Here is a 21,370-nt window from a genome sequence, read left to right as displayed (position 1 = left end):
CAAGGAAAATACGGAAAGCGCAAGAATTTCAGGATGCTTTCTTCTCGACCACTTTGATTTTGTCGTAAGGCACGCCTGTCTGCCCGGAAACGGCGTCTTTCACAATCAGCGCGGCGTTTTCCATATTGGTGCTGCCCTCTTTTACCACCACACTGCACTCTCCGTTCTGCAGAAAGACCACACAGTCGGAAAAGCCCTTGGCTTTGATGATGTTTTCCGCATTATTTTCCTTCATCTGCTCCTGCGCAAGTGTTGCGGTCTGCTGCACCGCCTCTTTTTTGGCAGCATCGCTGGAATTTGCGCTGGAAATGGTTTTTTCCAGCAGCTGCGCCGCACTGTCGCGGGCTTTCTGGCGGGTCAGGCGCGCTTCGGTAAAGTAATCGTCACAGGAAGACGTACCGGAAGAAGCAGCGGAAACGGCAGAGGAAGCGGTGCTTGCGGCAGAGGACAGTGAGGCTTCGCCCGCATTGACCAATTGTGTCTGTCCCGGTTCCTTCGATGCCGCGGCGTCTTCCGCCAGCAGCTGGTTTCCGTCTGCGAACCGGTAGTTCAGGTACACCGCCGCGCCGAGCGCCACGACCAGTGCTGCCAGTACCAGCTGACGTTTTTGAAATTTCATGCTGTACTCCTCCATTCACTTTCCCGGAATTTCTTTCTTGTCCGGAACGTATCTGTTTTCTATCAAGTTTATGCACCGGACGGGCAGGGCATGACAACTTTGCCCTATCCGCCCGAAGCCACCACGCAGACTCTGGTGCTGTCGACCCCCGCCGCAACGGAAACGGCGTTGAGGATGGCCTGCTGCACTGTGGGCTGCTCCGCGCCGGGGCAAGTCACCACCACCCCCTGCACCTTAGGCTGCTGCCGCGTCACCTGCAAAGCGTGTTCATTTCCATCGGCATCCTTGACAATGATATAGCCGGTTTCCGTACTGTCGGCATTCTGACCGGTGCCGGAAGAACCGTCCTGCTGCTGTGTCGAATGTTTTTCCTCCTGGGCATACACCTGCGCACTGCCTTGCTCCAGCGTGACCAGCACATGCGGAGTGCCCGCGCCGCGAATTCTGCCGATGGTTTCCGTCAGTTCCTGCTCCAGTTGCTTTGCGTAAGCTTCATCCGTTGTCTGTGCCGTGGCGGAACTTGCTGCCTGCGTGCTTCCGGTGCTTTTCGTACCACTCGGAAGCACACTGGAAAGAAAAATCAGCAGAATGCCGAGCAGCCCGAATGCCACCACCGCTTTGCGGCCGGTGTCGCTGTGCAGCAGTTTCTGCAGGACACGGTTCTGTTTTTCCTCATCCACGGATTTTCACCTCCACTGCAGTGCCGAACGTGTCTTCCAGCAGTTTTTGGGCGCGGGCCGCCTGCGTCTGATCCTGCAGGGAAACCGTCACCCTGACAATCCGTATGCCGGAAGACTGGGAAGTATCCATTTCCACATGAATTTCCCGACAGGAAATTTTTGCGTCTGCCAGTTGTGCCGCTGCCACGGTTTCCGCCTGCTTGCGTGCCGCAGCCTGCATCTGATTCTGCACAACTGCGGAAAAGCCGGAGGGAACGGAAGTGTCCGGCGCCTGCTGCAGCGCCGAAGAAAGATTCGGTGCCATTTGCAACAGCGGGCCGATCATGACGCACAGCGTCATGGCGCCCAAAATCAGCTTGAGCATTTTTCCCATGGAGCCATCCGGCGCAAGGATGCGCACCATGGCGGCCGCCACCGCCAGTGCGCACAGTCCGCCAGCCCACGCCTTGATCATGTGCTGCCGCCTCCCCCCATTGTCACCAGCACCACGCTGGAAACCAGAAGCACTGTCATGGAGCAGAGCAAAACCGCCATTAAAACTTCCAGCACCATGCTGCAGGAGCGCAGCATGGTATCGACCTCCTCCAGAGAAAACACTTCGCTGACTGCCGCGCACGCCCGCAGCGTCAGCATCCACAGCAGGCAACTGAGCAGAACCGGCAGGAACAAAAGCAGCAGCGCCAGCAGCGCAAATGCCCCTACCCCGGAGCGCAGCATTTCCACGCAGCCCGCCACGGTGTGCAAAGCATCGCTCAGCGCACTGCCCACCACCGGTACCGCACTGCTGACCACAAAGCGCGCAGCCCGCGCGGTCATGTTGTCCGCCCCTGTAGAAACCAGCTGCCGCACGCCCAGCAGCCCCGTAAAGAGGGTCATGGAAAGGCCCAGCAGCCACTTGACCGCCTTGCCGAAAAATCTGCAGATTCCCGAAAGGTTGACATCCGGAGAAAGCGAAGACACCACCGCCATCGCCATGTACAGCTTCATGCCCGGCGTAAAGACGCACGCCGAAAGCACCTGTACCACATTGCCCGCTGTGGTCAGCATAATCTGCATGGAAGCGGCGGACGCCGGGCGTCCCAGCGCCGCCAGCACTGCCGCCGCCACCGGCACTGCCGCCAGCGTAAAGCCGCAGGCAGCTTTGATAACAGAGGACGCGCGCACCAATACTTCTATAATCGGTTCCACCACGCAGATGCAGATGCACAGGGCCGCCACCACGCCCGCCACACCGCCGAGCGGGCGCTCGCCAAAGGAAAGTTTCATCGAATTGACCAGCGCACACAGCAGGATGACGCCCAGACACAAGCCGGCAGCCTTCAGCGGGCCTCTGCCCTCGGTTCCTGCAATTCCAAACACTGTCCGGAAAAACGACTGCGGTGTAAGCGTACCAAGACTCTGAAAGTTATCCGTATCCACACCAAGCCCCGCCAGCTGCCGCTGGGTTTCCGCCGGCAGTTTGTCCGGCAGGTCGGAGGCGCCGCTTGCTTCAAACTGCTCCGCATAGTAGTCCTCCGCCTGCTCGGAAGCACCAGACTGCGCTGCGGCACACGGACGACAAAACGACAGAACTGCCGCCAACAGCAGTACCAGCAGCGCAAGCGCCCGCAGCACCGCGGACAGCCTGCCGTCACGCCGCCGCACGCCGCAATACTTTCGGCTGAGCCGCCGGCAAATATGCCTGCACCGCCGCGGCTTTCGTGTCCGGCAAAAGCAGGTCTGCAACATTCGCTGTCGATGCTGCCGGAAAACCGGCCGTCTGCGTTTTTTCATACTTCCCCCTACTTTGCAATCAATGCTGACGCAATGGAAGCAACCTTTGCGAACAGCGGCAGCGCCAGCACCAGAATGCTGACGCGCCCGGCAAGCTCCACCTTGCTGGCCAGCGCGCTTTCCCCGGCATCCCGGCAGGCATCCGCCGCAAACTGCGTCAAAAATGTAATGCCCAGTGTGCGCAGAAGGATGCCGGTGTACTCCCCACTGACGCCGGCAGTTTGTAAAAGCGCCGAAATCTGCTGCAGGGCGGGCACAACCGCCTGCAGAACCTCCAAAATAATCAGGACACCGGCGGCAATGCGCAGCACCATGGCGTACTCGCCGTTGCTTTTGCGCAGCAGCGCGGCAAACACCGCGGCAATCAGCGCCGCGCCGGCAATGCCCGCTACATTCATGTTCATAACCCAAAAGTGGACTTGATGGTACGGAACAAAACGTCAATCTGCTGAATAATCATCATCAGCACCACAATCAGCCCCGCCAGCGTTGTCATCATAGCCTGCTCTTCCCGCCCGGAACGAATAAGCAGTTGATTCAACACAGCAACAATAATCCCGATTGCCGCGATTTTAAAAATCAGGTCCACGTTCATGCAGCGTCCCTCCATTTTTCAGCTGTGCCGCAGCACCGCCTTTTTCCTGTTTACAGCAGCACCAGCGCCACCATTGCACCAATGCAGATTCCCAGCATCCGGTACAGCTTTCCTTTCTCGCTGTACTGCTTTTCGGCAGTGTCCAATTCCTTCCGCGTCAGTTCCTGATAAAGGGAGCAATGCGAAAGCTGCCCCTGCAGGTCTGTGGCGCCGAAGCCCTCTCCAAATCCCTGCAGAAGCACACGCTCCTGTCCGGACAGCAGGCCGTTTTCCGCCGTGCGGCTCCACGCCGTCAAAAAATCCGCGCCGTCCTGCCGCGCTTGAAAATACGGCTGCAGCAAGACAAGCCCGCGGCCGTGGCGCTCCAGAAGTTCTTCCACCGGCACACCCGCATAAGTCATTTCCGTCTTGACCTCGCTCAAAAATTTTAAGAAAGCCCGCAGGCGGTCGCGGTGGTCGCGCAGCTTACGCGATTGCAGACAGCCCGCCGCTGTCCCCGCAAAAAGCAGGCACGCCGCTCCCAGAATCCGCAGCAAGCAGATCACCCGCCTTTGCCAGCGCCCGAATCTGTCCGGGGCTGCCGTGTGCCAGCAGCGCAATGGTTTCAAACGCACCTGTCTGCAGCAGCGCCCGTCCCTGCGGCCTTTTGACCAGTTCCTGCAGGCTGCCCGCGTGCACGCTGGCAATCACCGTCGCGCCCGCATTAACACACTGCACCAGTGCCTCCGTTTCCTGCGCCGTACCAAGCTCATCGCACAGCAAATACTCCGGCGAAAGCGTGCGCAGCGCCAGCAGCATGCCTGCCGCTTTCGGAAATCCGTCCAGCACATCGCAGCAAGGTCCCAGATTGCTGCCGTACGCCGCCTGCTGCACGCCGCAAAGCTCCCCGCGCTCATCAACTACGGTTACCTTGCAGAATTCGCCAAGCAGGCCGCTGGAAAGCTGGCGGGCAATATCCCGCAGCAGCGTTGTCTTGCCGGAAGCCGGCGGCCCTGCCAGCAGCAATCCGCCGCGCAGGCTGCCTGCCTGCCGCAGCAGCTCTCGCGCACAGCCGTCCATCTGGCGGGCAATGCGCAGGTTCAGCGAAGTGATGTCGCGCATACCGGTCACCGCGCCATTCTGCAGCAGCGCGGTACCTGCCAACCCCGCGCGATGCCCGCCGCGCAGCGTAACATAGCCCTCCCGAATCTGTGCCTGATGACTGTAAACCGAGTAACTGCACAGCATCCGAAAGCTTTCCGCCAAATCGCTTTTTTCCGCGCACACACCCGCAGCAGGGTTCTGCACGACACCATGTGCGGCGGTTACAAACCAGGTGTGCCCACCGCGCCACAACGCAACCGGTCGCTGCACACGCAGTCGGACTTCCGAGGTTTCTGCCCGCACCGCAGCAGGCAGCTGCAGCAGCAGATTTTTTACGCGCGGGCACAAAGCGCCGACAGCCTGGTCAAACCTGCGCGCACCGTCCTCCATATTTTCCATTTGGTTGTCCCACCTTTCGCTTGTCCCTATATCCTATGCAGTGCCAAAACCACATAGAACCCTGTGCACAAAAGCCAAAAGGCAGCACCGTACAGACAAAAAAATCCCGCAGGATATGCATCATCACATACCCTGCGGGATTTCAATTTTCAGTTTTCGAGTGGTTCAGGCAGCATATTCATAGTCAAACGCCGTGCGGTCAGAAATCAGAGTATGCACCAGTTCCTTAATTTTCAAATGCTCCGGATGCTGCTGATATGCCGCCTCCGCCTCTTTGCTTTCAAAATCTGCAATTAGGCACAAATCATACGCACCAGCTTTGTAGCCCGCGTTCACCTCTATGGCAGTAAGGCCGTCAACCACACCCAGCAAAGCTTTGAACCGGCTGCGAAGACTTGCAGCCACGCCAGCCGCATTCTTGCTCTGCGATTCGTTTAATTTCCACAACACAATATGTCTTACCATGATGCGTTTACCCCCTTTACCGTTTTGCGAATCTGCGCAAAGGCAAGTCCGCCGCCTGCAAATGAACCGTCGGAAAAAACACTCCGACACCTGCATTATACCATAAACGACGGAAGCACACCTATACAAATTCGGTTCCGGAACAAACTTTGGATGAACGCACAAATCAGCTCCTGCACCTGGTGATGCTTTCTGTGAATTTTTCAGGTAAGTTCTGGCGTGTTTTCACAAAATAATTAACACATTACAGAAAAATTGTGAAGCAACTAACCAAAAATCAAAGCTCTATTCCCTGTAAGACCTGCTTTAACGCAGCTGCAGAGCGCAGCAACTCATCCTGCTCGTCCCGGTTCAAACCGATGTCCAGCACCCGCTCCACACCCTTGCTGCCAAGGATGGTCGGAACGCCCATGCACAGGTCTGTCAGGCCAAAATGCCCCTGAATCAGGCTGCTGACAGAAAGGATGCTGTGCTCGTCACGCACCAGGCACTCGCAGATGCGGCGTACGGAAAGAGCAATGCCGTAATACGTTGCACCCTTTTTCTCAATAATTCGGTACGCACTGTTTTTTACTTCCTCATACAGCAGCTGCCGGTTTTTTCCGTGTTCCTCATAACCGCGCAGTTCGCAGAATTCATTCAGCGGAACGCCGCTGACGTTTGCACTGCTCCAGACAGCCAGTTCACTGTCGCCATGCTCGCCGACTATGAACGCGTGCACGCTGCGCGGATCCACGTCCAGATGGCGGCCAAGCAAATATTTCAATCGGGCGGTGTCAAGCACCGTGCCACTGCCAATCACCCGCTGCGCCGGAAAGCCGGAAAGTTTCCAGGTGACCCATGTGAGGATATCCACAGGATTGGCAACCACCAGCAGAAGGGCTTCCTGGTTATACCGCACAATCTGCGGTATAATCTGTTTAAAGATGGAAACGTTCTTATGAACCAGATCCATGCGGGTTTCGCCCGGCTTCTGCCCCGCCCCTGCAGAGATGATAATGATACCGCAGTCCTTCAAATCGGGATAATCACCGGCGGTAATCTCCATCGGCTGTGTGAAAGCAAGGCCGTGGCTCAAGTCCATGGCTTCGCCCTCTGCTTTGTCGTGGTTAGCATCAATCAGAACCATCTCGTTGAAAAGGCCGCTTTCCACCAGAGAAAACGCAGAGGTTGCCCCCACGAACCCGCAGCCAATCATCGCGCATTTTTGCATATTCACCATATTCCGTACCTCCTTTGTTTGGTTAGGTGCCGCTGTTTTCCGGAATCCGCGGAAAAACCCGCCGATCCCTTTTTCATCATACCTTTTTTTCGGGCAGGAAACAAGTGGCTGCCCACAGATTTTTGCAGGCAGCCACACGCTTATGATTGTTTTTTTCGGCTGCTGCGGCAGGCTTCACAATGGCTGCAGCCGGCGCAGTTTCCGCAGCAGTTGTGTCGGTGTTTCCACCAGTAACGACCCGCCAGAACAACCAGCACCGTTAAAATACCCAGCAGAATCCAATCCTGTACCTGCATTACGATTCCTCCTTATCCGTGAATGAACAGGGAACCGACCTGATAAACGACAAACGCAGTCAACCACGCCAGCCCGGTTTGATAGAGCACCACAGAAATTGCCGAGAGGCGCGAGTTCATCTCTCGCCGAACCGCAGTGATGGCGGCAACACACGGCGAATACAGCAGAACAAATACCAGAAAGGAAATGGCCGCCATGGGCGAAAACAGCGTTGACAGCACCTGCGGCAGCGCGGTGCCGCTTGCACCGGTCAAGACCGCAAAGGTACTCACAACCGCTTCCTTGGCAATAAAGCCGGTCAGAACAGCCGTACTTGCACGCCAGTCACCAAAGCCGAGCGGCTCAAACAGCGGCGCAATAAACTGCCCGATGTCCGTCAGCATACTGTCGCGACTGTTGGCAACGGGGTTCAGCCGAACATCAAAGGTCTGCAGGAACCAAATCACAATGGACGCCAGAAAAATCACGGTAAAGGCACGCTGCAGAAAATCCTTTGCCTTTTCCCAGACCAGCATGCCGGTGCTGCGCGGACTGGGCAGCCGGTAGTTCGGCAGTTCCATAACAAACGGAACCGGCTTGCCGTGAAAAATCGTGTGCTTCATCAGCAGCGCGCTCAATACGCCCATGAGCATTCCGCCGAAGTACAGGCAAATCATCACCAGCGCGCGGTACTTTGGGAAAAAAGCCAGCGTAATCATGGTGTAAATCGGCAGCTTGGCGCTGCAGCTCATAAAGGGCGTGAGCAAAATGGTCATTTTGCGGTCGCGCTCACTCGACAGCGTCCGCGTGGACATGATGGCAGGCACCGAGCAGCCAAAGCCAATGAGCATTGGCACAAAGCTTCTGCCGGAAAGGCCGATGCGCCGCAGCAGTTTATCCATCACAAACGCAACGCGCGCCATGTACCCGCTGTCTTCCAGAAGCGAAAGGAAAAAAAACAAAACCACAATGGTGGGCAAAAAGGAAAGCACACTGCCCACCCCGGCAAAAACGCCATCGACCAGCAGGGACTGAATCACCGGATTGATACCGTACGCCTGCAGACCGGCCGCTGCCGCGTTGGTGACCGCATCAATGCCGAGCGTCAGCAAATCATTGAGCGCCGCGCCGATAACGCCGAACGTTAACCAGAAAATCAAAAGCATGACCAGCAGAAAAATCGGAATGGCAGCATATTTGTTGGTCAAAACGGCGTCAATTTTAACACTGCGCCGATGCTCAACGCTTTCCTTTGGCTTTACCACCGTTTTTCCGCAAAGCTTTTCGATAAAGGAATACCGCATATCCGCCATGGCGGCTTCCCGGTCGGTATTTAGGTCACGCTCCATTTCCTTGACGGAATGCCCCAGCATTTCAATTTCATTTTCATTGAGTGCAAGCGCTTTCTGCATGGGGGCATCCCCTTCCACCAGCTTGGTGGCGGCAAAGTACGGCGGCACGCCCAGCCGCTGCGCATGGTCCTCAATCAAGTGCGCCACCGCATGAATGCACCGGTGCACCGGCCCACTGCAAAAGTCCTGCCGCTTCGGCTTCTGTTTATTCTGCGCCGTTTCCATTAAAATATCAATCAGTTCGTCAATGCCCTCATTTTTACTGGCGGAAATCGGAATGACCGGCACACCGAGTTCGCGGCTGAGCTCATCGATATGAATGGTTCCGCCGTTATTGCGCACCTCATCCATCATATTGAGGCACACTACCATTGGGCGATCCAGCTCAATCAGCTGCATGGTCAGGTAAAGGTTCCGCTCGATATTCGTCGCATCCACAATGTTGATGATTCCATCGGGATGACTGTTTAAAATGAAGTCACGCGTCACAATTTCTTCGCTGGTGTACGGCGAAAGCGAGTAAATACCCGGCAGATCCACCACCGTCGCGTCTTTATGTCCGCGGATGACACCGTCCTTTCGCTCCACCGTAACACCGGGAAAGTTGCCCACGTGTTGATTGCTGCCAGTCAGCTGATTAAATAGCGTGGTTTTTCCACAGTTTTGGTTGCCTGCCAATGCAAAAATCATTTTGTTTCCTCCAGCGTGATATTTCGGGCATCCTCCAGGCGCAGCGTCAGCTCATAGCCGCGCAGCTCCAGCTGAATGGGGTCACCCATCGGTGCAACTTTTCGCACCTGCACCCGTGTATGGGGTGTAAGACCCATCTCCAGCATATGGCGCCGCAGGGCGCCCTCCCCGCCGACCTGTTGAATAACTGCCTCACGACCAATCGGAAGTTGATCCAGTGTCATAAGCATCTCCTTTGTTAGCCAAAGCTATCTTTAGTTAGCATATGCTATCTTTGGCGAAATCATTATAGCCCAGAGTGAAAAAAAAGTCAAGCGCCGATGTCCTGTCGGCAGCTTTTCCCCAGCAATTCCGCGCATAAAAAAGCAGGCACTGCAAACTGTGCAGTACCTGCTTTCTATTCTAATTTCAGCCCGCGTCCGTGGTAACGAACCCGATGACTTTACCGCCGGAAGCGCGGATACGGGACAGACTGGTGCGGAACTGCTCCATGGGTGTCACGCCATAACGCGCCACCATGATAACTGCGTCGCACACAGAAGCGACACTGTCGGCAGCCGAGTTGGACTCCTCTGCCGGCGTGCTGACCAAAATGTAATCATAGGTTTCCTCTGCCTTCGCAAGCAGATCCGCGAACGACTGAGAAGCAAGCAAATCCGCCGCGCTGTCCGCCTCCGGTGCGGCGGCACAGCCCAGAAAATGCAGCCCCTCGGTATCGGTCGGCGTTGCCGCGTCCTGCAAGGATGCACTGCCGTTCAGCACTGCAAGCAAAGAAGCCTTCGGCTGCACACCGATTTTAGCTGCCCACTGTGGATTAACCATATCGGCATCCAACAGCAACACGTTCTTTTTGCTGCCCGCCAGACTGCGCGCCAGTCCGGTCAGCAGTTCTCCTTCTTTGCTGTTTCTACTGACCGGCGCAAACAGCAGACTGCGGCCTTCGCCTGCCTGCAACAGTGCTGCAGAGCGAATGCGCCGATATTCCTCCGCGTGCGGTTTTCCCTTGCCGCTTCCCGCTGTGCCAAGCAGCGGAATCTGCAGCGCCTCTGCCGCAAAGACGCTGTTGCGCAGATGCTTGTCCAGCAAGACTTTCAGCACAGCAAAGACAAAGCAGACCACCAGTGCAAAGCCGCCGCCCAGTATGCCACCTTTAACCGCAGCCATCTTTGAGGAAACCGCGACCGCTTTCTTGCCGGGATCTACCATGGTGACGGTCAGCTCCGGTGTGGGGAACATCTGCTTGAGCTGCTTCGCAAGGATTTCGCAGGCAGTGTCCGAAACTTTGGCGCAGATGCTTGCGTTGCTGGTGGATGTGGTAACTTTGATGCTCGGGGCATTCTGATTCAGCGTTGCCTTAATGTCCAGAATCTCCGCCACCGGCACATTCAGTTCATCTGCCACTTCCTGCTTAATCTGCGTGGCATTAGCAAGCGCCAGACCGCTGTTGACGCGGCTCGCCAGTATGGAAGTATACTGCAGACGGTAATCTTTGTCTGCGTTTTCCGGAATTGTGCAGGAAATTACAACCGTCGAGTCTGACGCATACGTCGGAGAAAGAACTTTCAGGGACATTCCGGCACCCACGCCTGCCAGCAAAACAACAACAATCAGCAGTTTCCACCAATTTCGTTTTACAAAGTTCCAAATATCTGAAAAGCTTATGCTCACTTCCATAATCATTTAACCTCCGATAATTTCATTCGATGGGGATTTTCCGGCCGGGAGTGTTCCGGCAGCCGGTGCCCGCGTTCGCTTCCGCACTTTCGCGCTGATCTGCACCACCAACAGCGCCGCAACGTACAGACCGGCAAAGTAAACAATGTTGGTAATGCTGAATGTATCTGTCACCCAAGTGAAAGCAAATGTGCGCGGCAGGTAAATCAACTCGCGGAAAGCCAACAGGCCAAATGCCACCACAACCCAATTGTGCGCAAGTATGGAAGACATAAAGCGGAACAACAGTCCCGCCAGCACCGCCATCAGAATCACTGCAGCAATTCCGCCGGCAACGTAAGCTTCCGCAACAAACGAAGTGCCGAAACCGCCGCCGCCCTCATAGCGCTGCGGGTCAACTTTATAAGTCAGCACGTGCGCAAAATTATGCGTTGTCTTGGCGAAGCTTTCGTTCTGCACCTCTACGATTGGCTGCAGACCAAACAGATTGCGAAACACCAGATTGTTGTGCACAAACAACTCAAACGGATACAGCAGATACATCCAGGTAATGTTCTGGTTAAAGGAAGAAAGATTGTTCACCGTCTGAATCACCACACGGAAACTCGCACCCTGCGAGTCCACAAAGCTCATCAGCACATCACCGATGGGGCGGGTTAAAATGAAGTTGCCCGCGCGCTTGTACGCCATCATCTGCAGCAGATATGCCGCCAGTATGCCGCCAATACCGCAGAGCGCCACTGTTTTTTTGGTCAGGTACCGTTTCCCTTTATCCCTGCGGAAATCTCGCATCGTAAAGTAAACCAAAAGCATCAGCGCTTCCGTTACCAGCATATTGCGCCGACCGGTCAAAAGGGACGCCAGCATATACACGCAATACACCAAAAGTGGCAGCTTCATTTCCTTGACTGTGGGCAGCGTGGCCAAGAACACCGCAAAAGACGGCACAAAAAATGTGGACAGGCGGCTGATGACTCCCGGAATCTGCACCGTGTCCGTAAAGGATGCCGTATAGCCGTTTTCCAGCACCGCCAGCACTTTGAGTGCCATGGTGTAAAGATACGGTATGGAAGAAGCATACAGCATAAAAATCGAAAGCTGACGAATGACCGGAAGCGCCTGCTTCTCTTTGGTTTTCTGTGCGTGCCCTTCCCGAATCCGCTTTTCATATTTTGCAAAAACCGGCTCTGCCGCGTAGTAAACCACCACAAAAAACAGCAATGCCAGTGCCACCACAAAAAAAGCCGTATAGAGGTTATCCCAGCTGTCTGCCTCCAGTGCCAGCAGCATTTTATGTGGAAAATACATGGCATTAAAATAAATCCGCCCAATCAGCAGCAGATTGTACGCAAAGATAAACAGCAGGAAGTGAACATCCCGATATATATGAAAAGCAGAATGCAGGAAAGCACCCGCATCTAAGGCAATGACGCCAAACAGCATCAAATAAAACGCGGTTTCAACATAAGGTTCTCCCATCCATCGAAAAACGGCGGAAGCAAGGAACAGCACGGCCGTAACACCGAAAGCAATCAAATCAAGCACCGCGCTGATCCGTTTCACACGCAGCATGGGCATTCCCCCAAAGAAAAAGATTTGCACAAAAGGGCATCTGGATTTTTAATTTTTGTACAGCTTTTTTATTATACCATCCTTTTTCGCGATTTACAAGCTTGGCATATCCGCACATACACACAATCATGCAGCGCGGCGGCGTGCGTGACAAAACGGCTGCTTTCCGCTATAATAGTTTGAAACAGGCGAAATGAGGCGTAAACGGGATGGAAAAAGCAGCGGTGCGCGCGCTGGCGCAAAAAGTCCGCGCGGATTTGGAACAAACAGCACATCTTAACCTGCAGGCTCTGCGCGGCCCGCGTCTGCCAGAAGAGGCCGGTCTACAGCAGGATCTCTTGCTGCGCAAAGCTTCTCTGGTCGGTGAAGCGGCGCTGTGTCGGGGGGCTGCTTACCGTTTCTTTATGCAGCTTGCCGGCATTCGCTTTCTGGAGGTAAACGGCTGCCTGCCCCTGCGCGTGCTGACTCCCGCGCCCTCTGAAGAACTGCCGGAGATTCTGGCACACTGGCTGCGGCGGCACGAAGACACGTTAGATCGCGACGATCTTTACACCCGTCTTGTTCTGGCGGAATGCACCCGCCTGCACGGTGCCATGCCGGACTTTTTCCCTGCGCCTGCCTGTGACGACCTGCTGCTTTCCCTGCACTGCACGCGCGGCGCGGCGTTTCTTTTCCGCAACGAACTGCCGGAAAACAACTGGCGGGACAACGTAGAAATCATTGGGTGGTTGTATCAGTATTATCATTTGGAAGAAAAGAGCCGCGCCATCGACTTGTACCGCGGTGCGGTCAAAATGCACGATGTTCCGGCTGCCACACAGTTTTTTACCACCGATTGGGTGGTGCAGTACATGGTGCAGAACACGCTGGGCCGCATCTGGCTGGAAAGCCGTCCGGACAGCCGCCTGCGCACGCAGATGCCCTACTATCTGGATACCCCGCAGAAAACCACGCGCCCGGTCATGGAACCCACCCAGTTGCGCCTGCTGGACCCCTGCATGGGCAGCGGCCACATCCTGGTGTATGCATTTGACCTGCTGCTGAACATCTACGCGGAATGCGGTTATTCCGCGGCAGAGGCCGCGCCGCTGATTCTGCAGCACAACCTCTGGGGACTGGATCTTGACGACCACAGCCGCCAACTGACTGCCTTTGCGCTGCTCATGAAGGCGCACGCCTGCAGTCCGGATATTCTCAGGAAGCACCCGGTGCTGCACCTGTGCGCCATGCGCGGCAGCAAAGGAATTGCCCGGGAAACCCTGCATTACGCCGCAAACGGCAGTGAAGCACTGGAGGATGACCTGCACCGTATGGTTTCCGCGTACCGCGGCGCCCAGCAATTCGGTTCGCTCCTGCACGCGCCGAAAGTGGACAGCGCCCTGCTGCAGGCGCGCTTTGCGGAAATTCGTCAAGAATCCTGGCCGGGCAATCTGTTTAAAATGGAAGCACGACGGAAGGTGCTGGAGCAGTTGGAACCGCTTTTTCAGCAGACCGGCATCCTTGCCGGAACCTATGACGCCGTGGTCACAAATCCGCCGTACCTGAACCACATGGCAAAGCCGCTGCGAAAATTTGTGGATGCCAACTGGCCGAAATACAACAACGACCTGTTCGCCGTTTTTATGGTACGGAACTTCGACTTCTGCAAACCGAACGGATACTGCGGCTTTATGACGCCGTTTGTCTGGATGTTCATTAAAAGTTATGTGCATCTGCGTCGCTTTTTGGCGGATAAAAAGTCCGTTTCCTCTCTGGTGCAGTTAGAATACTCCGCCTTTGAAGAAGCCACTGTGCCGGTGTGCACCTTTGTTCTGCAAAACAAAAAAGAAGAGGACCCCGGGCGATACCTGAAGCTCACCGGCTTTTCCGGCGGCATGGTAGAGATGGGTCGCCGGGTCGCGCAGGCCGCCGCCCATCCCGGCAGCACGTGGGACTATGAAGCCCGGCTTTCCGATTTCCGGCAGATTCCCGACAGCCCCTTTGCGTACTGGGCCGGCGGCAGCATTGCGCGCGTGTTCCGGCAGGGGCGTCCGCTTGGAGCGGACACTGCCATCTGCAACGGGCTGTTCACCTGCAGCAACCAACGCTTTCTGCGCCTTTGGTGGGAAGTGGAACCCGACAACATTGATTTCTCCTGCACCGGAGAGCCGGACTGCCGCAAGAGCTTGTGCCGTTGGTTTCCCTATAACAAAGGCGGCGCTTACCGCAAATGGTACGGCAACCAGGAGTGGGTGGTGGACTTTGCGGATTTCGGCGCGGAAATCCGCAACTATCGCGTGAAAAGCGGACAAAGTGCCGCCATGCCCGGGCGGCAGCATTACTTTCAGGAAAGCCTGAGTTGGGGATTCGTCAGTTCCAGCAAATTCAGCGTGCGCGCATACCCCGCCGGATTTGTGTTTGACATTGCCGGCTCCTCCCTATTTCCGAAGCCGGAAGACCGGCTGTACCGACTCGGCTTTCTGGGCAGCTCGACCGCTTTCGAACTGCTGCAGGTACTGAATCCAACGCTGAACTGCCAGGTTGGGGACATCTCCCGCCTGCCGATTCTGGAGGCTAAAGACCGCTCTGGCATCGAGAAACTGGTGGCGGAGGCTGTTGCCCTCTGCCGTGAAGACTGGGATGAAAACGAAACCAGCTGGAACTTTATCGGTCATCCGCTGCTGCAGGCAGCGGGCAGCACGCTGGAGCAAGCTTTGGAAAGCCGCCGAAAAACAGCCAATACCCGCTGCCAAAAGCTGCAGACGAACGAAGAAGCCATTAACCGGCACTTCGCCACGCTTTACGGTACCGGCGCGCCGGTCAAGACAGCGCCGGACGACCTTTCTGTTACGCCGGCTGACCCGCAGCGGGACGCTCAAACACTGCTGTCCTTTTTCGTCGGTGTATTTTTCGGACGTTTTCCGTGCACGTTCTGGCGGCCGCCGCAAGACCGTCCGGTGCTTCTGCTGGAAGAAGCACCGCGTCTTTTTACGGAATTTCTGGAGGCGCGCTTCGGGCAGGGCGCCGCTGACGCCCTCGCGCCCCTCTTAGGCAAAGGAACCACCGCCTATGTACTCAAGCGTTGGTTTACCCGCACCTTTTTCCGCAGCCACTGCCAGCTGTACCGCAAGCGCCCGATCTACTGGCAGACCTGCTGCGGCAAGCCCGCGCTGCTGTACTACCACAGTAACCTGACCGCTGCGGTTCGCTTTCTCGCCACGCTTTCACCGAAAGAAAAGAAGCTGCAGGCACTTGCTGCACATCCGCCGGTCTTTGACCGCAATGACGGTATTCCTGCGAATTTTGCAAAACTGCAGGCCATCCTGCGCAGCATTCGCTGAGTTTGACAACAACAGCATAGATACAAAAAACCGAAAGCAGCAATGCTTCCGGTTTTTTAACGTTCCGCGGGCTCTGTACTGTTTTCTGCAGCATTTGTCCTGCCCAGTCAAACATTTCCCGCGTTTCGTATCCGCGGTAATCACACTCTAAGCGGTTCAGAAGATACAAATAAGCATCCTATCGCAGAATCCACACCTGCTCCTCTCTGGTAAAAGGTAACCTGCCCATAGCCGCGCAGAAATGCGGCGTTCTGCTGACTGGTGCGAAAGCCTGTTTCCATCAAAATGTCCGCCCACATACTTTGCTCGAAGTCAATCAGCCCGGTGACACGTCTTTCCTGCACAAAAATGTTGCCTGCCCACAGGTTCCAATGTACCAGATGCGGTTGTGTCGCTTCTGCGAAATAGACACAGTGACGTTTCAGGAGCGCCGATAATTCCCGTTCGGAAACACCCAGCGGAATCGCAAAGCACTCCGCATCCGAATATGCATCCTGCAGCATCCCCTGAGAAACAGAGAACCAGTCTGTTCCCTGTTTCTCAGGCTGCCCGGGAAAGCCAAACTTTGCCCCGCGAATCTGTTGGGCACGCGCGGCGCATCATCTGCTCCAGTTGTGCGGCTGACTTTCGGTTTTTCGTTCTGCTGACCGGCATTCTTTTCCTCCTCTGCAAAACGCAAAATACAAAAAAATACGTCTGCACTTGTAAAAAGCTTTACAGACGCATTTGTAAATAAATTTTCTTTACACCTTATAAAGTGCCGAAAATACGGTCTCCCGCGTCCCCAAGGCCGGGAACAATGTACCCGTGTTCGTTCAGGTGGTCATCCACCGCGGCACAGTACAGCTTGACATCCGGATGGGCGCTGGTAAATGCCTTTACACCCTCCGGCGCCGCAATGATGCACATGAACTTAATGCATTTGGGGTGGCTGCGCTTAATGATGGTCACCGCGTCAATGCCGGAACCGCCGGTTGCCAGCATCGGATCCAGCACAATGACTTCACGCTTTTCAATGTCACTGGGCAGCTTGCTGTAATACTCCACCGGTGCAAGCGTCTTTGGGTCGCGGTAAAGACCGATATGGCCCACCTTTGCAGCCGGCACCATGGAAAGCACGCCGTCCACCATGCCAAGCCCCGCACGCAAGATCGGCACAAACGCAAGCTTACGCCCCGCGAGCACTTTGGTCGTAGCTGCTGCAACCGGTGTTTCGGTCTGCACCTCTTCAAGCGGCAAATCACGTGTTGCCTCGTAGCACTCCAGCATGGCAATCTCACTGACCAGCTGGCGGAAGTCCTTACTGCCGGTATCTTTGTTGCGCAGATAGGTCAGTTTGTGCTGAATCAGCGGGTGGTCCATAACAAATACGTTTTTCTGTTCCTGCATTTTCTTATCCTCCAAAAGAAAGGAGCTGCTCACAGCTCCCCATTCTCGATTTGCGTAATTTCGTCCAGACGGCGCTGGTGACGGCCGCCCTCAAAGGGAGTATCCAAATAGATTCCCACAAGCTCCACGGCCTGCTCTGCATTCAGCACCCGCCCGCCCAGGCAAAGGCAGTTGCAGTTGTTGTGCCGGCGGGTCATCTCGGTACTGTACGCTTCTGTACAGGCTGCCGCGCGGATTCCCTTGACTTTATTCGCGGCAATCGACATCCCGATACCCGTACCGCAGCACAAAATGGCACGGTCGCACTTGCCTTCTGCCACGCTGTGTGCAACCTTTGCCGCGATGGGCGGATAGTCCACACTTTCCTCATTGTCCGTACCAAAATCCTGATACGCAATCTGCCGACTGTCCAAATAAGACTCAATCACTTTTTTTAGCTGAAATCCACCATGGTCGCAACCAATTGCCAACATATTCATACCTCCATATTCCAACGATAAAATTTGACGATTTATACCGAAAAACGCGCTTACCGCACGGCGGTAAAGAACAAACGCGGAAAGCGAAAAATAACTTCGCCGTTTTGCTGTACCGGATACGCTTTGCGCACCTGCGCCAAAACTTCACTTTCCAGTTCTACCTGCTCGGCTTCCGGCAGTTCACACAGATACGGGCGCAGTCCTGTGCCGCGATACCATTCTAAAATGGCCTCGTGAGACTGCATACGGTGAAAATACGTCGTCTGCCACATCGTAAAATCTGCCGCGCACGATGCAAGGATATCAAAATAGGCTTCTGCAGACAGCGTGTAAAAAATGCGCGGATGCCGAAATTTTGGTTTCCATTTTGCACTTCCCACCAAATGCATGATAATCTGATGAATCGGCTCCCCTTGATTAACAGGAATCTGTACGGCAAGCACGCCGCCCGAACGCAGCAGACCCAGCAGGTTTTTCAGCAGCTTCGAATGGTCGGGCACCCACTGAATGCAGGCGTTCGAAAACACAATGTCAAATCCGCCGCCAAGTGCGGACAAATCCGCACCTACATCACAAAGCTGAAACGAGAGCTCCGGGTGCGCTTTTGCCGCGGTCGCCAGCATTTCCGGCGAACTGTCCACACCGATGATTTCCGCCTGCGGATATTTCTGCTGCAGCACTGCCGTACTGTTTCCGGGACCGCAGCCGATATCCACAATCCGCTTCGGATTTTCCACGGAAAGCCGCTTTACCAAATCGATTGACGGCTGCGTTCGTTCTGCCTGAAACTTCAGATACTGCGTTGAATTCCATTTTTCCAATTCACACACCTTCTTTCCCTTGATTCAGTGCTTCCTTTTCAAAGAGCGTTGTGCCTGCGGCGGGCGCAGATAGACCGGCAGCAGCTCTTCCGCTGAAAGCAGCTTTCCCGCTTCTGCCGCACGGGCGGCGCAAACAGCCGCACCGCAAGCACGCTGAAAGCGGATTGGTTCCGGCGCAAGTCGGACATCCACTGCGGCAAATGCCGCCGACTCCGCACAGAGCTGCGCGCCGTCCCCCACCAGAACCACCGGCGTGCTGCAGCCGGCACATTCCTGTGCCAGTTCCTCTATCGACAGCGCACGGTCCGGCGTCAGGCGGTGCACCACGCCGTTTTTGACAGCAAACATTGCATTGTAAACCTGCCCGCAGCGGGCATCCATCACACAGCAAGCCGTGCAGTCCAGAACCCGCAGGTTTTCCGCCATGGCTTCCAAGGTGGAAACACCAGCGCAGGGCTTTCCCTGTGCAAATGCCATGCCCTTGACACTTGCCACACCAATGCGCACACCGGTAAAGGAACCCGGCCCTGCCGTAACCGCAAAGACGTCAATCTGCGGCAGTTCCACTTTTGCATACTCCAAAATGCCGCAGAGCATCGGCATCAGTGTCTGGCTGTGTGTCAGCTTCACATTGGTATAGCACTCTCCCAGCACTTTCCCATCCTGCCAGACGCAGGCGGAGGCTGCCCCGGCAGAGCAGTCAATCGCTAATATCTTCATAGTAACTTCCTTGCTTACAGAGTTTGTGGAAACGCCGCATCCGGCGCTTCCACCGTAATCACACGTTCATCGTCCCCGCTGCCGCGCGCAAAAGTGATTCGCACCGCTTCGGGCGGCAGCGCAGCTTCAATATTCTCGCTCCACTCAATCACCAGAACGCCGCCGTCTTCCAGATAATCAAAATAACCGGTCGAGGAGAGGTCATCCCACCCCTCCACACGGTACATATCAAAATGATACAGCGGCAGCCGACCGCCGTCATAAACGTGCACCAGCGCAAAGGTCGGGCTGGAGATGCCCTCTCGGATGCCCAGTCCGGCAGCAAGTCCGCGCGTAAAGGCGGTTTTTCCCATGCCCATCGAGCCGAACAGGGCAAGCACTTCCCCGCCCTGCAGGTTCTGCGCAAGGCGCTCACCCAGCGCTTCTGTCTGTGCGGCACTGTTCGTCAAAATTGTCTTTTTCATTTTAAAACAGTCCCGTAATGCGGCCGTCATCCGTCACATCGATATTTTCGGCAGAGGGCACCCTGGGCAGTCCCGGCATGACCATCACATTCCCCGCATAGGCCACCACAAAGCCTGCGCCGCTGGAAAGCTTCAGGTCACGGATATGCAGCGTGAAGCCCTGCGGGCGGCCCAACAGGGAAGCGTCATCCGAAAGGCTGTACTGCGTTTTGGCGATACAGACCGGCAAGCTTCCGCCACCGAGTGCCGCGATTTCTTTCAGTGCCTTTTTCGCTTTCGGCGCATAAGCTACATCCTTGGCACCATAGATTTCCGTGGCAATCCGCTCGATTTTCTCTGCAATGGTGCTGCTGTCCGGATACAGGCAGTGGAAGCTGTTGTCCTGCTCGCAGGCCGCTGTTACTTTTTTCGCGAGCTCGATTCCGCCCTCGCCGCCTTTGGCGAAAACTTCAGAAAGCGCAAATTCCGCTCCCTGCTCGCGGCAGTAATGCTCGATGTACTGCAGTTCCTCCACAGAGTCCGTTTCAAACCGGTTGATGGCAACAACCACCGGCACCCCGTAGCTGCGCATATTTTCAATGTGCGCGCCGAGGTTCACAATGCCTTTTTTCAGCGCTTCCGGATTGGGCGCGGCTGTTTCGGCTTTTGGCACGCCGCCGTTGTACTTCAGCGCGCGCGCCGTTGCTACCAAGACAATCGCCGCAGGCGTAAGACCAGCCAAGCGGCACTTGATGTCCAAAAACTTTTCCGCACCGAGGTCGCTGCCGAAGCCTGCCTCCGTAATGCAGTAGTCGGCAAGCTTGAGCGCAATGCGGGTTGCTCGCACGCTGTTGCACCCATGCGCGATGTTTGCAAAGGGGCCGCCATGCATAATCGCTGGTGTGTTTTCCAGCGTCTGTACCAGATTGGGGTTAATCGCGTCTTTCAGCAGCGCGGCCATGGCGCCCTGTGCGTGCAGGTCTTTGGCATAAACCGGCTCCCCCTCCGTGGAGTACGCCACCAAGATTTTACCCAGACGCTCTTTTAAGTCATGAAGATTTTCAGCAAGGCAGAAAATAGCCATGACCTCGCTTGCCACAGTAATACAGAAGCCATCTTCCCGCACGAAGCCGTTCGGCTTGCCGCCCAAACCAACCACAACACTGCGCAGCGCGCGGTCGTTCATGTCCATGCAGCGGGAAATCAAGATGCGGCGCGTATCGATTTTGAGCGCATTGCCCTGATGAATGTGGTTGTCCAGCATGGCGCACAGCAGGTTGTTTGCCGCTGTGATGGCGTGCATATCGCCTGTGAAGTGCAGGTTGATGTCCTCCATGGGCACTACCTGTGCATAACCGCCGCCGGCAGCGCCGCCCTTAATGCCGAACACCGGCCCGAGGCTCGGCTCCCGCAGAGCCACAACGGCCTTTTTCCCGATTTTCGCCATGGCCTGCCCCAGACCAACGCTGGTGGTGGTTTTGCCCTCGCCCGCGGGGGTGGGGTTAATGGCTGTTACAAGCACCAGTTTTCCATCCGGCACGTCTGCAAGCCGGTCGAATAAGGATTGGTTCAGCTTTGCCTTATAGCGCCCATAGGGTTCCAGTTCCTCATCCTGAACGCCAAGTGCAGCGGCAATCTCCGTGATTGGCTTTCTGTTCGCCTGTCGGGCGATTTCGATGTCTGTCACGATACGGTCCCTCCTTGTACGATTCTTGCACATACTTGCTTTTCAGTATAGCACAATATCAGCGGTTGCGAAAGCACTGATTTCGTCTATCTTTTCATTTTTTCATTTTGG

The 21,370-nt window shown here is 55.7% G+C and carries 23 protein-coding genes; 1 reads left to right on the top strand and 22 read right to left on the bottom strand.

Features of this window, described 5'->3' with window-relative positions:
* Positions 1 to 28: 28 nt before the first annotated feature.
* The 15 genes from PXC00_RS05445 to PXC00_RS05375 all read right to left on the bottom strand — a co-directional run bounded on the left by PXC00_RS05445 (position 29) and on the right by PXC00_RS05375 (position 12,400).
* A complete protein-coding gene (locus PXC00_RS05445; protein WP_275845610.1) occupies positions 29 to 619 on the bottom strand; it encodes a SpoIIIAH-like family protein in 591 nt (196 codons plus the stop codon).
* Between the two features lie 104 nt (positions 620 to 723).
* Positions 724 to 1,299, bottom strand: coding sequence for a stage III sporulation protein AG (locus PXC00_RS05440; protein WP_275845608.1), 576 nt, complete (start codon positions 1,297 to 1,299; stop codon positions 724 to 726).
* Positions 1,292 to 1,753, bottom strand: a complete 462-nt coding sequence (locus PXC00_RS05435) for a stage III sporulation protein AF (RefSeq protein WP_275845606.1) — start codon at positions 1,751 to 1,753, stop codon at positions 1,292 to 1,294. Before PXC00_RS05435 ends, PXC00_RS05440 begins: the two co-directional genes overlap by 8 nt.
* Complete coding sequence (locus PXC00_RS05430) at positions 1,750 to 3,072, bottom strand: stage III sporulation protein AE (RefSeq protein ID WP_275845604.1); 1,323 nt, start codon at positions 3,070 to 3,072, stop codon at positions 1,750 to 1,752. The genes PXC00_RS05435 and PXC00_RS05430 overlap by 4 nt, the downstream gene beginning before the upstream one ends.
* Positions 3,073 to 3,080: 8 nt before the next feature.
* On the bottom strand, positions 3,081 to 3,470 hold the full coding sequence (locus PXC00_RS05425) for a SpoIIIAC/SpoIIIAD family protein (RefSeq protein ID WP_316935132.1): 390 nt from the start codon (positions 3,468 to 3,470) through the stop codon (positions 3,081 to 3,083).
* A 2-nt stretch (positions 3,471 to 3,472) separates the two neighbouring features.
* Complete coding sequence (gene spoIIIAC, locus PXC00_RS05420) at positions 3,473 to 3,667, bottom strand: stage III sporulation protein AC (protein WP_086035491.1); 195 nt, start codon at positions 3,665 to 3,667, stop codon at positions 3,473 to 3,475.
* A 50-nt stretch (positions 3,668 to 3,717) separates the two neighbouring features.
* Positions 3,718 to 4,203: a stage III sporulation protein AB gene (locus PXC00_RS05415; RefSeq protein ID WP_316935130.1), complete on the bottom strand. Its 486-nt coding sequence runs from the start codon at positions 4,201 to 4,203 to the stop codon at positions 3,718 to 3,720.
* Positions 4,133 to 5,149 carry an ATPase, T2SS/T4P/T4SS family gene (locus PXC00_RS05410; protein ID WP_316935129.1) on the bottom strand — a complete coding sequence of 339 codons (1,017 nt, stop codon included), beginning with the start codon at positions 5,147 to 5,149 and terminating at the stop codon, positions 4,133 to 4,135. The genes PXC00_RS05415 and PXC00_RS05410 overlap by 71 nt, the downstream gene beginning before the upstream one ends.
* Before the next feature lie 165 nt (positions 5,150 to 5,314).
* The gene (locus PXC00_RS05405; RefSeq protein ID WP_275845599.1) at positions 5,315 to 5,614 is read right to left on the bottom strand and encodes a Dabb family protein; all 300 of its coding nucleotides are present in this window, start codon (positions 5,612 to 5,614) and stop codon (positions 5,315 to 5,317) included.
* 277 nt (positions 5,615 to 5,891) lie between these two features.
* Positions 5,892 to 6,836, bottom strand: a complete 945-nt coding sequence (locus PXC00_RS05400) for an L-lactate dehydrogenase (RefSeq protein WP_275845598.1) — start codon at positions 6,834 to 6,836, stop codon at positions 5,892 to 5,894.
* 140 nt (positions 6,837 to 6,976) lie between these two features.
* A complete protein-coding gene (locus tag PXC00_RS05395) occupies positions 6,977 to 7,132 on the bottom strand; it encodes a FeoB-associated Cys-rich membrane protein (RefSeq protein ID WP_275845596.1) in 156 nt (51 codons plus the stop codon).
* A gap of 12 nt (positions 7,133 to 7,144) precedes the next feature.
* Positions 7,145 to 9,154, bottom strand: coding sequence for a ferrous iron transport protein B (feoB, locus tag PXC00_RS05390; protein WP_316935127.1), 2,010 nt, complete (start codon positions 9,152 to 9,154; stop codon positions 7,145 to 7,147).
* Positions 9,151 to 9,378, bottom strand: coding sequence for a FeoA family protein (locus PXC00_RS05385; RefSeq protein ID WP_275845593.1), 228 nt, complete (start codon positions 9,376 to 9,378; stop codon positions 9,151 to 9,153). Before PXC00_RS05385 ends, feoB begins: the two co-directional genes overlap by 4 nt.
* 184 nt (positions 9,379 to 9,562) lie before the next feature.
* Complete coding sequence (locus PXC00_RS05380) at positions 9,563 to 10,828, bottom strand: polysaccharide biosynthesis tyrosine autokinase (protein ID WP_275845591.1); 1,266 nt, start codon at positions 10,826 to 10,828, stop codon at positions 9,563 to 9,565.
* A 6-nt stretch (positions 10,829 to 10,834) separates the two neighbouring features.
* Positions 10,835 to 12,400: an O-antigen polysaccharide polymerase Wzy family protein gene (locus PXC00_RS05375; protein ID WP_275845589.1), complete on the bottom strand. Its 1,566-nt coding sequence runs from the start codon at positions 12,398 to 12,400 to the stop codon at positions 10,835 to 10,837.
* A gap of 209 nt (positions 12,401 to 12,609) precedes the next feature.
* Here PXC00_RS05375 and pglX point away from each other — a divergent pair, with 209 nt between their 5' ends.
* A complete protein-coding gene (gene pglX, locus PXC00_RS05370) occupies positions 12,610 to 15,720 on the top strand; it encodes a BREX-1 system adenine-specific DNA-methyltransferase PglX (RefSeq protein ID WP_275845588.1) in 3,111 nt (1,036 codons plus the stop codon).
* A 140-nt stretch (positions 15,721 to 15,860) separates the two neighbouring features.
* On the opposite strand, the gene PXC00_RS05365 is transcribed toward pglX, so the two are convergent.
* The 7 genes from PXC00_RS05365 to PXC00_RS05335 all read right to left on the bottom strand — a co-directional run bounded on the left by PXC00_RS05365 (position 15,861) and on the right by PXC00_RS05335 (position 21,262).
* Positions 15,861 to 16,298, bottom strand: a complete 438-nt coding sequence (locus tag PXC00_RS05365) for a phosphotransferase (protein WP_275845677.1) — start codon at positions 16,296 to 16,298, stop codon at positions 15,861 to 15,863.
* Positions 16,299 to 16,470: 172 nt separating this feature from the next.
* On the bottom strand, positions 16,471 to 17,109 hold the full coding sequence (upp, locus tag PXC00_RS05360) for a uracil phosphoribosyltransferase (protein ID WP_275845587.1): 639 nt from the start codon (positions 17,107 to 17,109) through the stop codon (positions 16,471 to 16,473).
* Between the two features lie 29 nt (positions 17,110 to 17,138).
* The gene (gene rpiB / locus PXC00_RS05355) at positions 17,139 to 17,582 is read right to left on the bottom strand and encodes a ribose 5-phosphate isomerase B (protein ID WP_275845586.1); all 444 of its coding nucleotides are present in this window, start codon (positions 17,580 to 17,582) and stop codon (positions 17,139 to 17,141) included.
* 56 nt (positions 17,583 to 17,638) lie between these two features.
* Positions 17,639 to 18,418, bottom strand: coding sequence for a methyltransferase domain-containing protein (locus PXC00_RS05350; protein WP_275845584.1), 780 nt, complete (start codon positions 18,416 to 18,418; stop codon positions 17,639 to 17,641).
* A gap of 15 nt (positions 18,419 to 18,433) precedes the next feature.
* Positions 18,434 to 19,129 carry a tRNA (adenosine(37)-N6)-threonylcarbamoyltransferase complex dimerization subunit type 1 TsaB gene (tsaB, locus tag PXC00_RS05345; protein ID WP_275845582.1) on the bottom strand — a complete coding sequence of 232 codons (696 nt, stop codon included), beginning with the start codon at positions 19,127 to 19,129 and terminating at the stop codon, positions 18,434 to 18,436.
* A 14-nt stretch (positions 19,130 to 19,143) separates the two neighbouring features.
* Positions 19,144 to 19,593 carry a tRNA (adenosine(37)-N6)-threonylcarbamoyltransferase complex ATPase subunit type 1 TsaE gene (gene tsaE, locus PXC00_RS05340; protein ID WP_275845579.1) on the bottom strand — a complete coding sequence of 150 codons (450 nt, stop codon included), beginning with the start codon at positions 19,591 to 19,593 and terminating at the stop codon, positions 19,144 to 19,146.
* A gap of 1 nt (position 19,594) precedes the next feature.
* Positions 19,595 to 21,262 (bottom strand): formate--tetrahydrofolate ligase, encoded by a 1,668-nt coding sequence (locus tag PXC00_RS05335; protein ID WP_275845676.1) that lies wholly within the window; start codon positions 21,260 to 21,262, stop codon positions 19,595 to 19,597.
* Between the last annotated feature and the right edge of the window lie 108 nt (positions 21,263 to 21,370).

The organism is Caproicibacterium argilliputei, from assembly GCF_029211325.2.
GTDB classification, from domain to species: Bacteria; Bacillota; Clostridia; order Oscillospirales; family Acutalibacteraceae; genus Caproicibacterium; species Caproicibacterium argilliputei.
This window is presented reverse-complemented; position numbering and strand designations above follow the sequence as displayed.

Coding starts and splice junctions, on each gene's coding strand:
- upp (WP_275845587.1), bottom strand. CDS start 17,109: ATGCAGGAACAGAAAAACGTATTTGTTATGGACCACCCGCTGATTCAG.
- spoIIIAC (WP_086035491.1), bottom strand. CDS start 3,667: ATGAACGTGGACCTGATTTTTAAAATCGCGGCAATCGGGATTATTGTT.
- PXC00_RS05405 (WP_275845599.1), bottom strand. CDS start 5,614: ATGGTAAGACATATTGTGTTGTGGAAATTAAACGAATCGCAGAGCAAG.
- PXC00_RS05410 (WP_316935129.1), bottom strand. CDS start 5,149: ATGGAAAATATGGAGGACGGTGCGCGCAGGTTTGACCAGGCTGTCGGC.
- PXC00_RS05385 (WP_275845593.1), bottom strand. CDS start 9,378: ATGACACTGGATCAACTTCCGATTGGTCGTGAGGCAGTTATTCAACAG.
- PXC00_RS05445 (WP_275845610.1), bottom strand. CDS start 619: ATGAAATTTCAAAAACGTCAGCTGGTACTGGCAGCACTGGTCGTGGCG.
- tsaE (WP_275845579.1), bottom strand. CDS start 19,593: ATGAAAAAGACAATTTTGACGAACAGTGCCGCACAGACAGAAGCGCTG.
- PXC00_RS05435 (WP_275845606.1), bottom strand. CDS start 1,753: ATGATCAAGGCGTGGGCTGGCGGACTGTGCGCACTGGCGGTGGCGGCC.
- PXC00_RS05400 (WP_275845598.1), bottom strand. CDS start 6,836: ATGGTGAATATGCAAAAATGCGCGATGATTGGCTGCGGGTTCGTGGGG.
- PXC00_RS05430 (WP_275845604.1), bottom strand. CDS start 3,072: ATGAAAAAACGCAGACGGCCGGTTTTCCGGCAGCATCGACAGCGAATG.
- pglX (WP_275845588.1), top strand. CDS start 12,610: ATGGAAAAAGCAGCGGTGCGCGCGCTGGCGCAAAAAGTCCGCGCGGAT.
- feoB (WP_316935127.1), bottom strand. CDS start 9,154: ATGATTTTTGCATTGGCAGGCAACCAAAACTGTGGAAAAACCACGCTA.
- PXC00_RS05375 (WP_275845589.1), bottom strand. CDS start 12,400: ATGCTGCGTGTGAAACGGATCAGCGCGGTGCTTGATTTGATTGCTTTC.
- PXC00_RS05395 (WP_275845596.1), bottom strand. CDS start 7,132: ATGCAGGTACAGGATTGGATTCTGCTGGGTATTTTAACGGTGCTGGTT.
- PXC00_RS05380 (WP_275845591.1), bottom strand. CDS start 10,828: ATGGAAGTGAGCATAAGCTTTTCAGATATTTGGAACTTTGTAAAACGA.
- rpiB (WP_275845586.1), bottom strand. CDS start 17,582: ATGTTGGCAATTGGTTGCGACCATGGTGGATTTCAGCTAAAAAAAGTG.
- tsaB (WP_275845582.1), bottom strand. CDS start 19,129: ATGAAGATATTAGCGATTGACTGCTCTGCCGGGGCAGCCTCCGCCTGC.
- PXC00_RS05425 (WP_316935132.1), bottom strand. CDS start 3,470: ATGAATGTAGCGGGCATTGCCGGCGCGGCGCTGATTGCCGCGGTGTTT.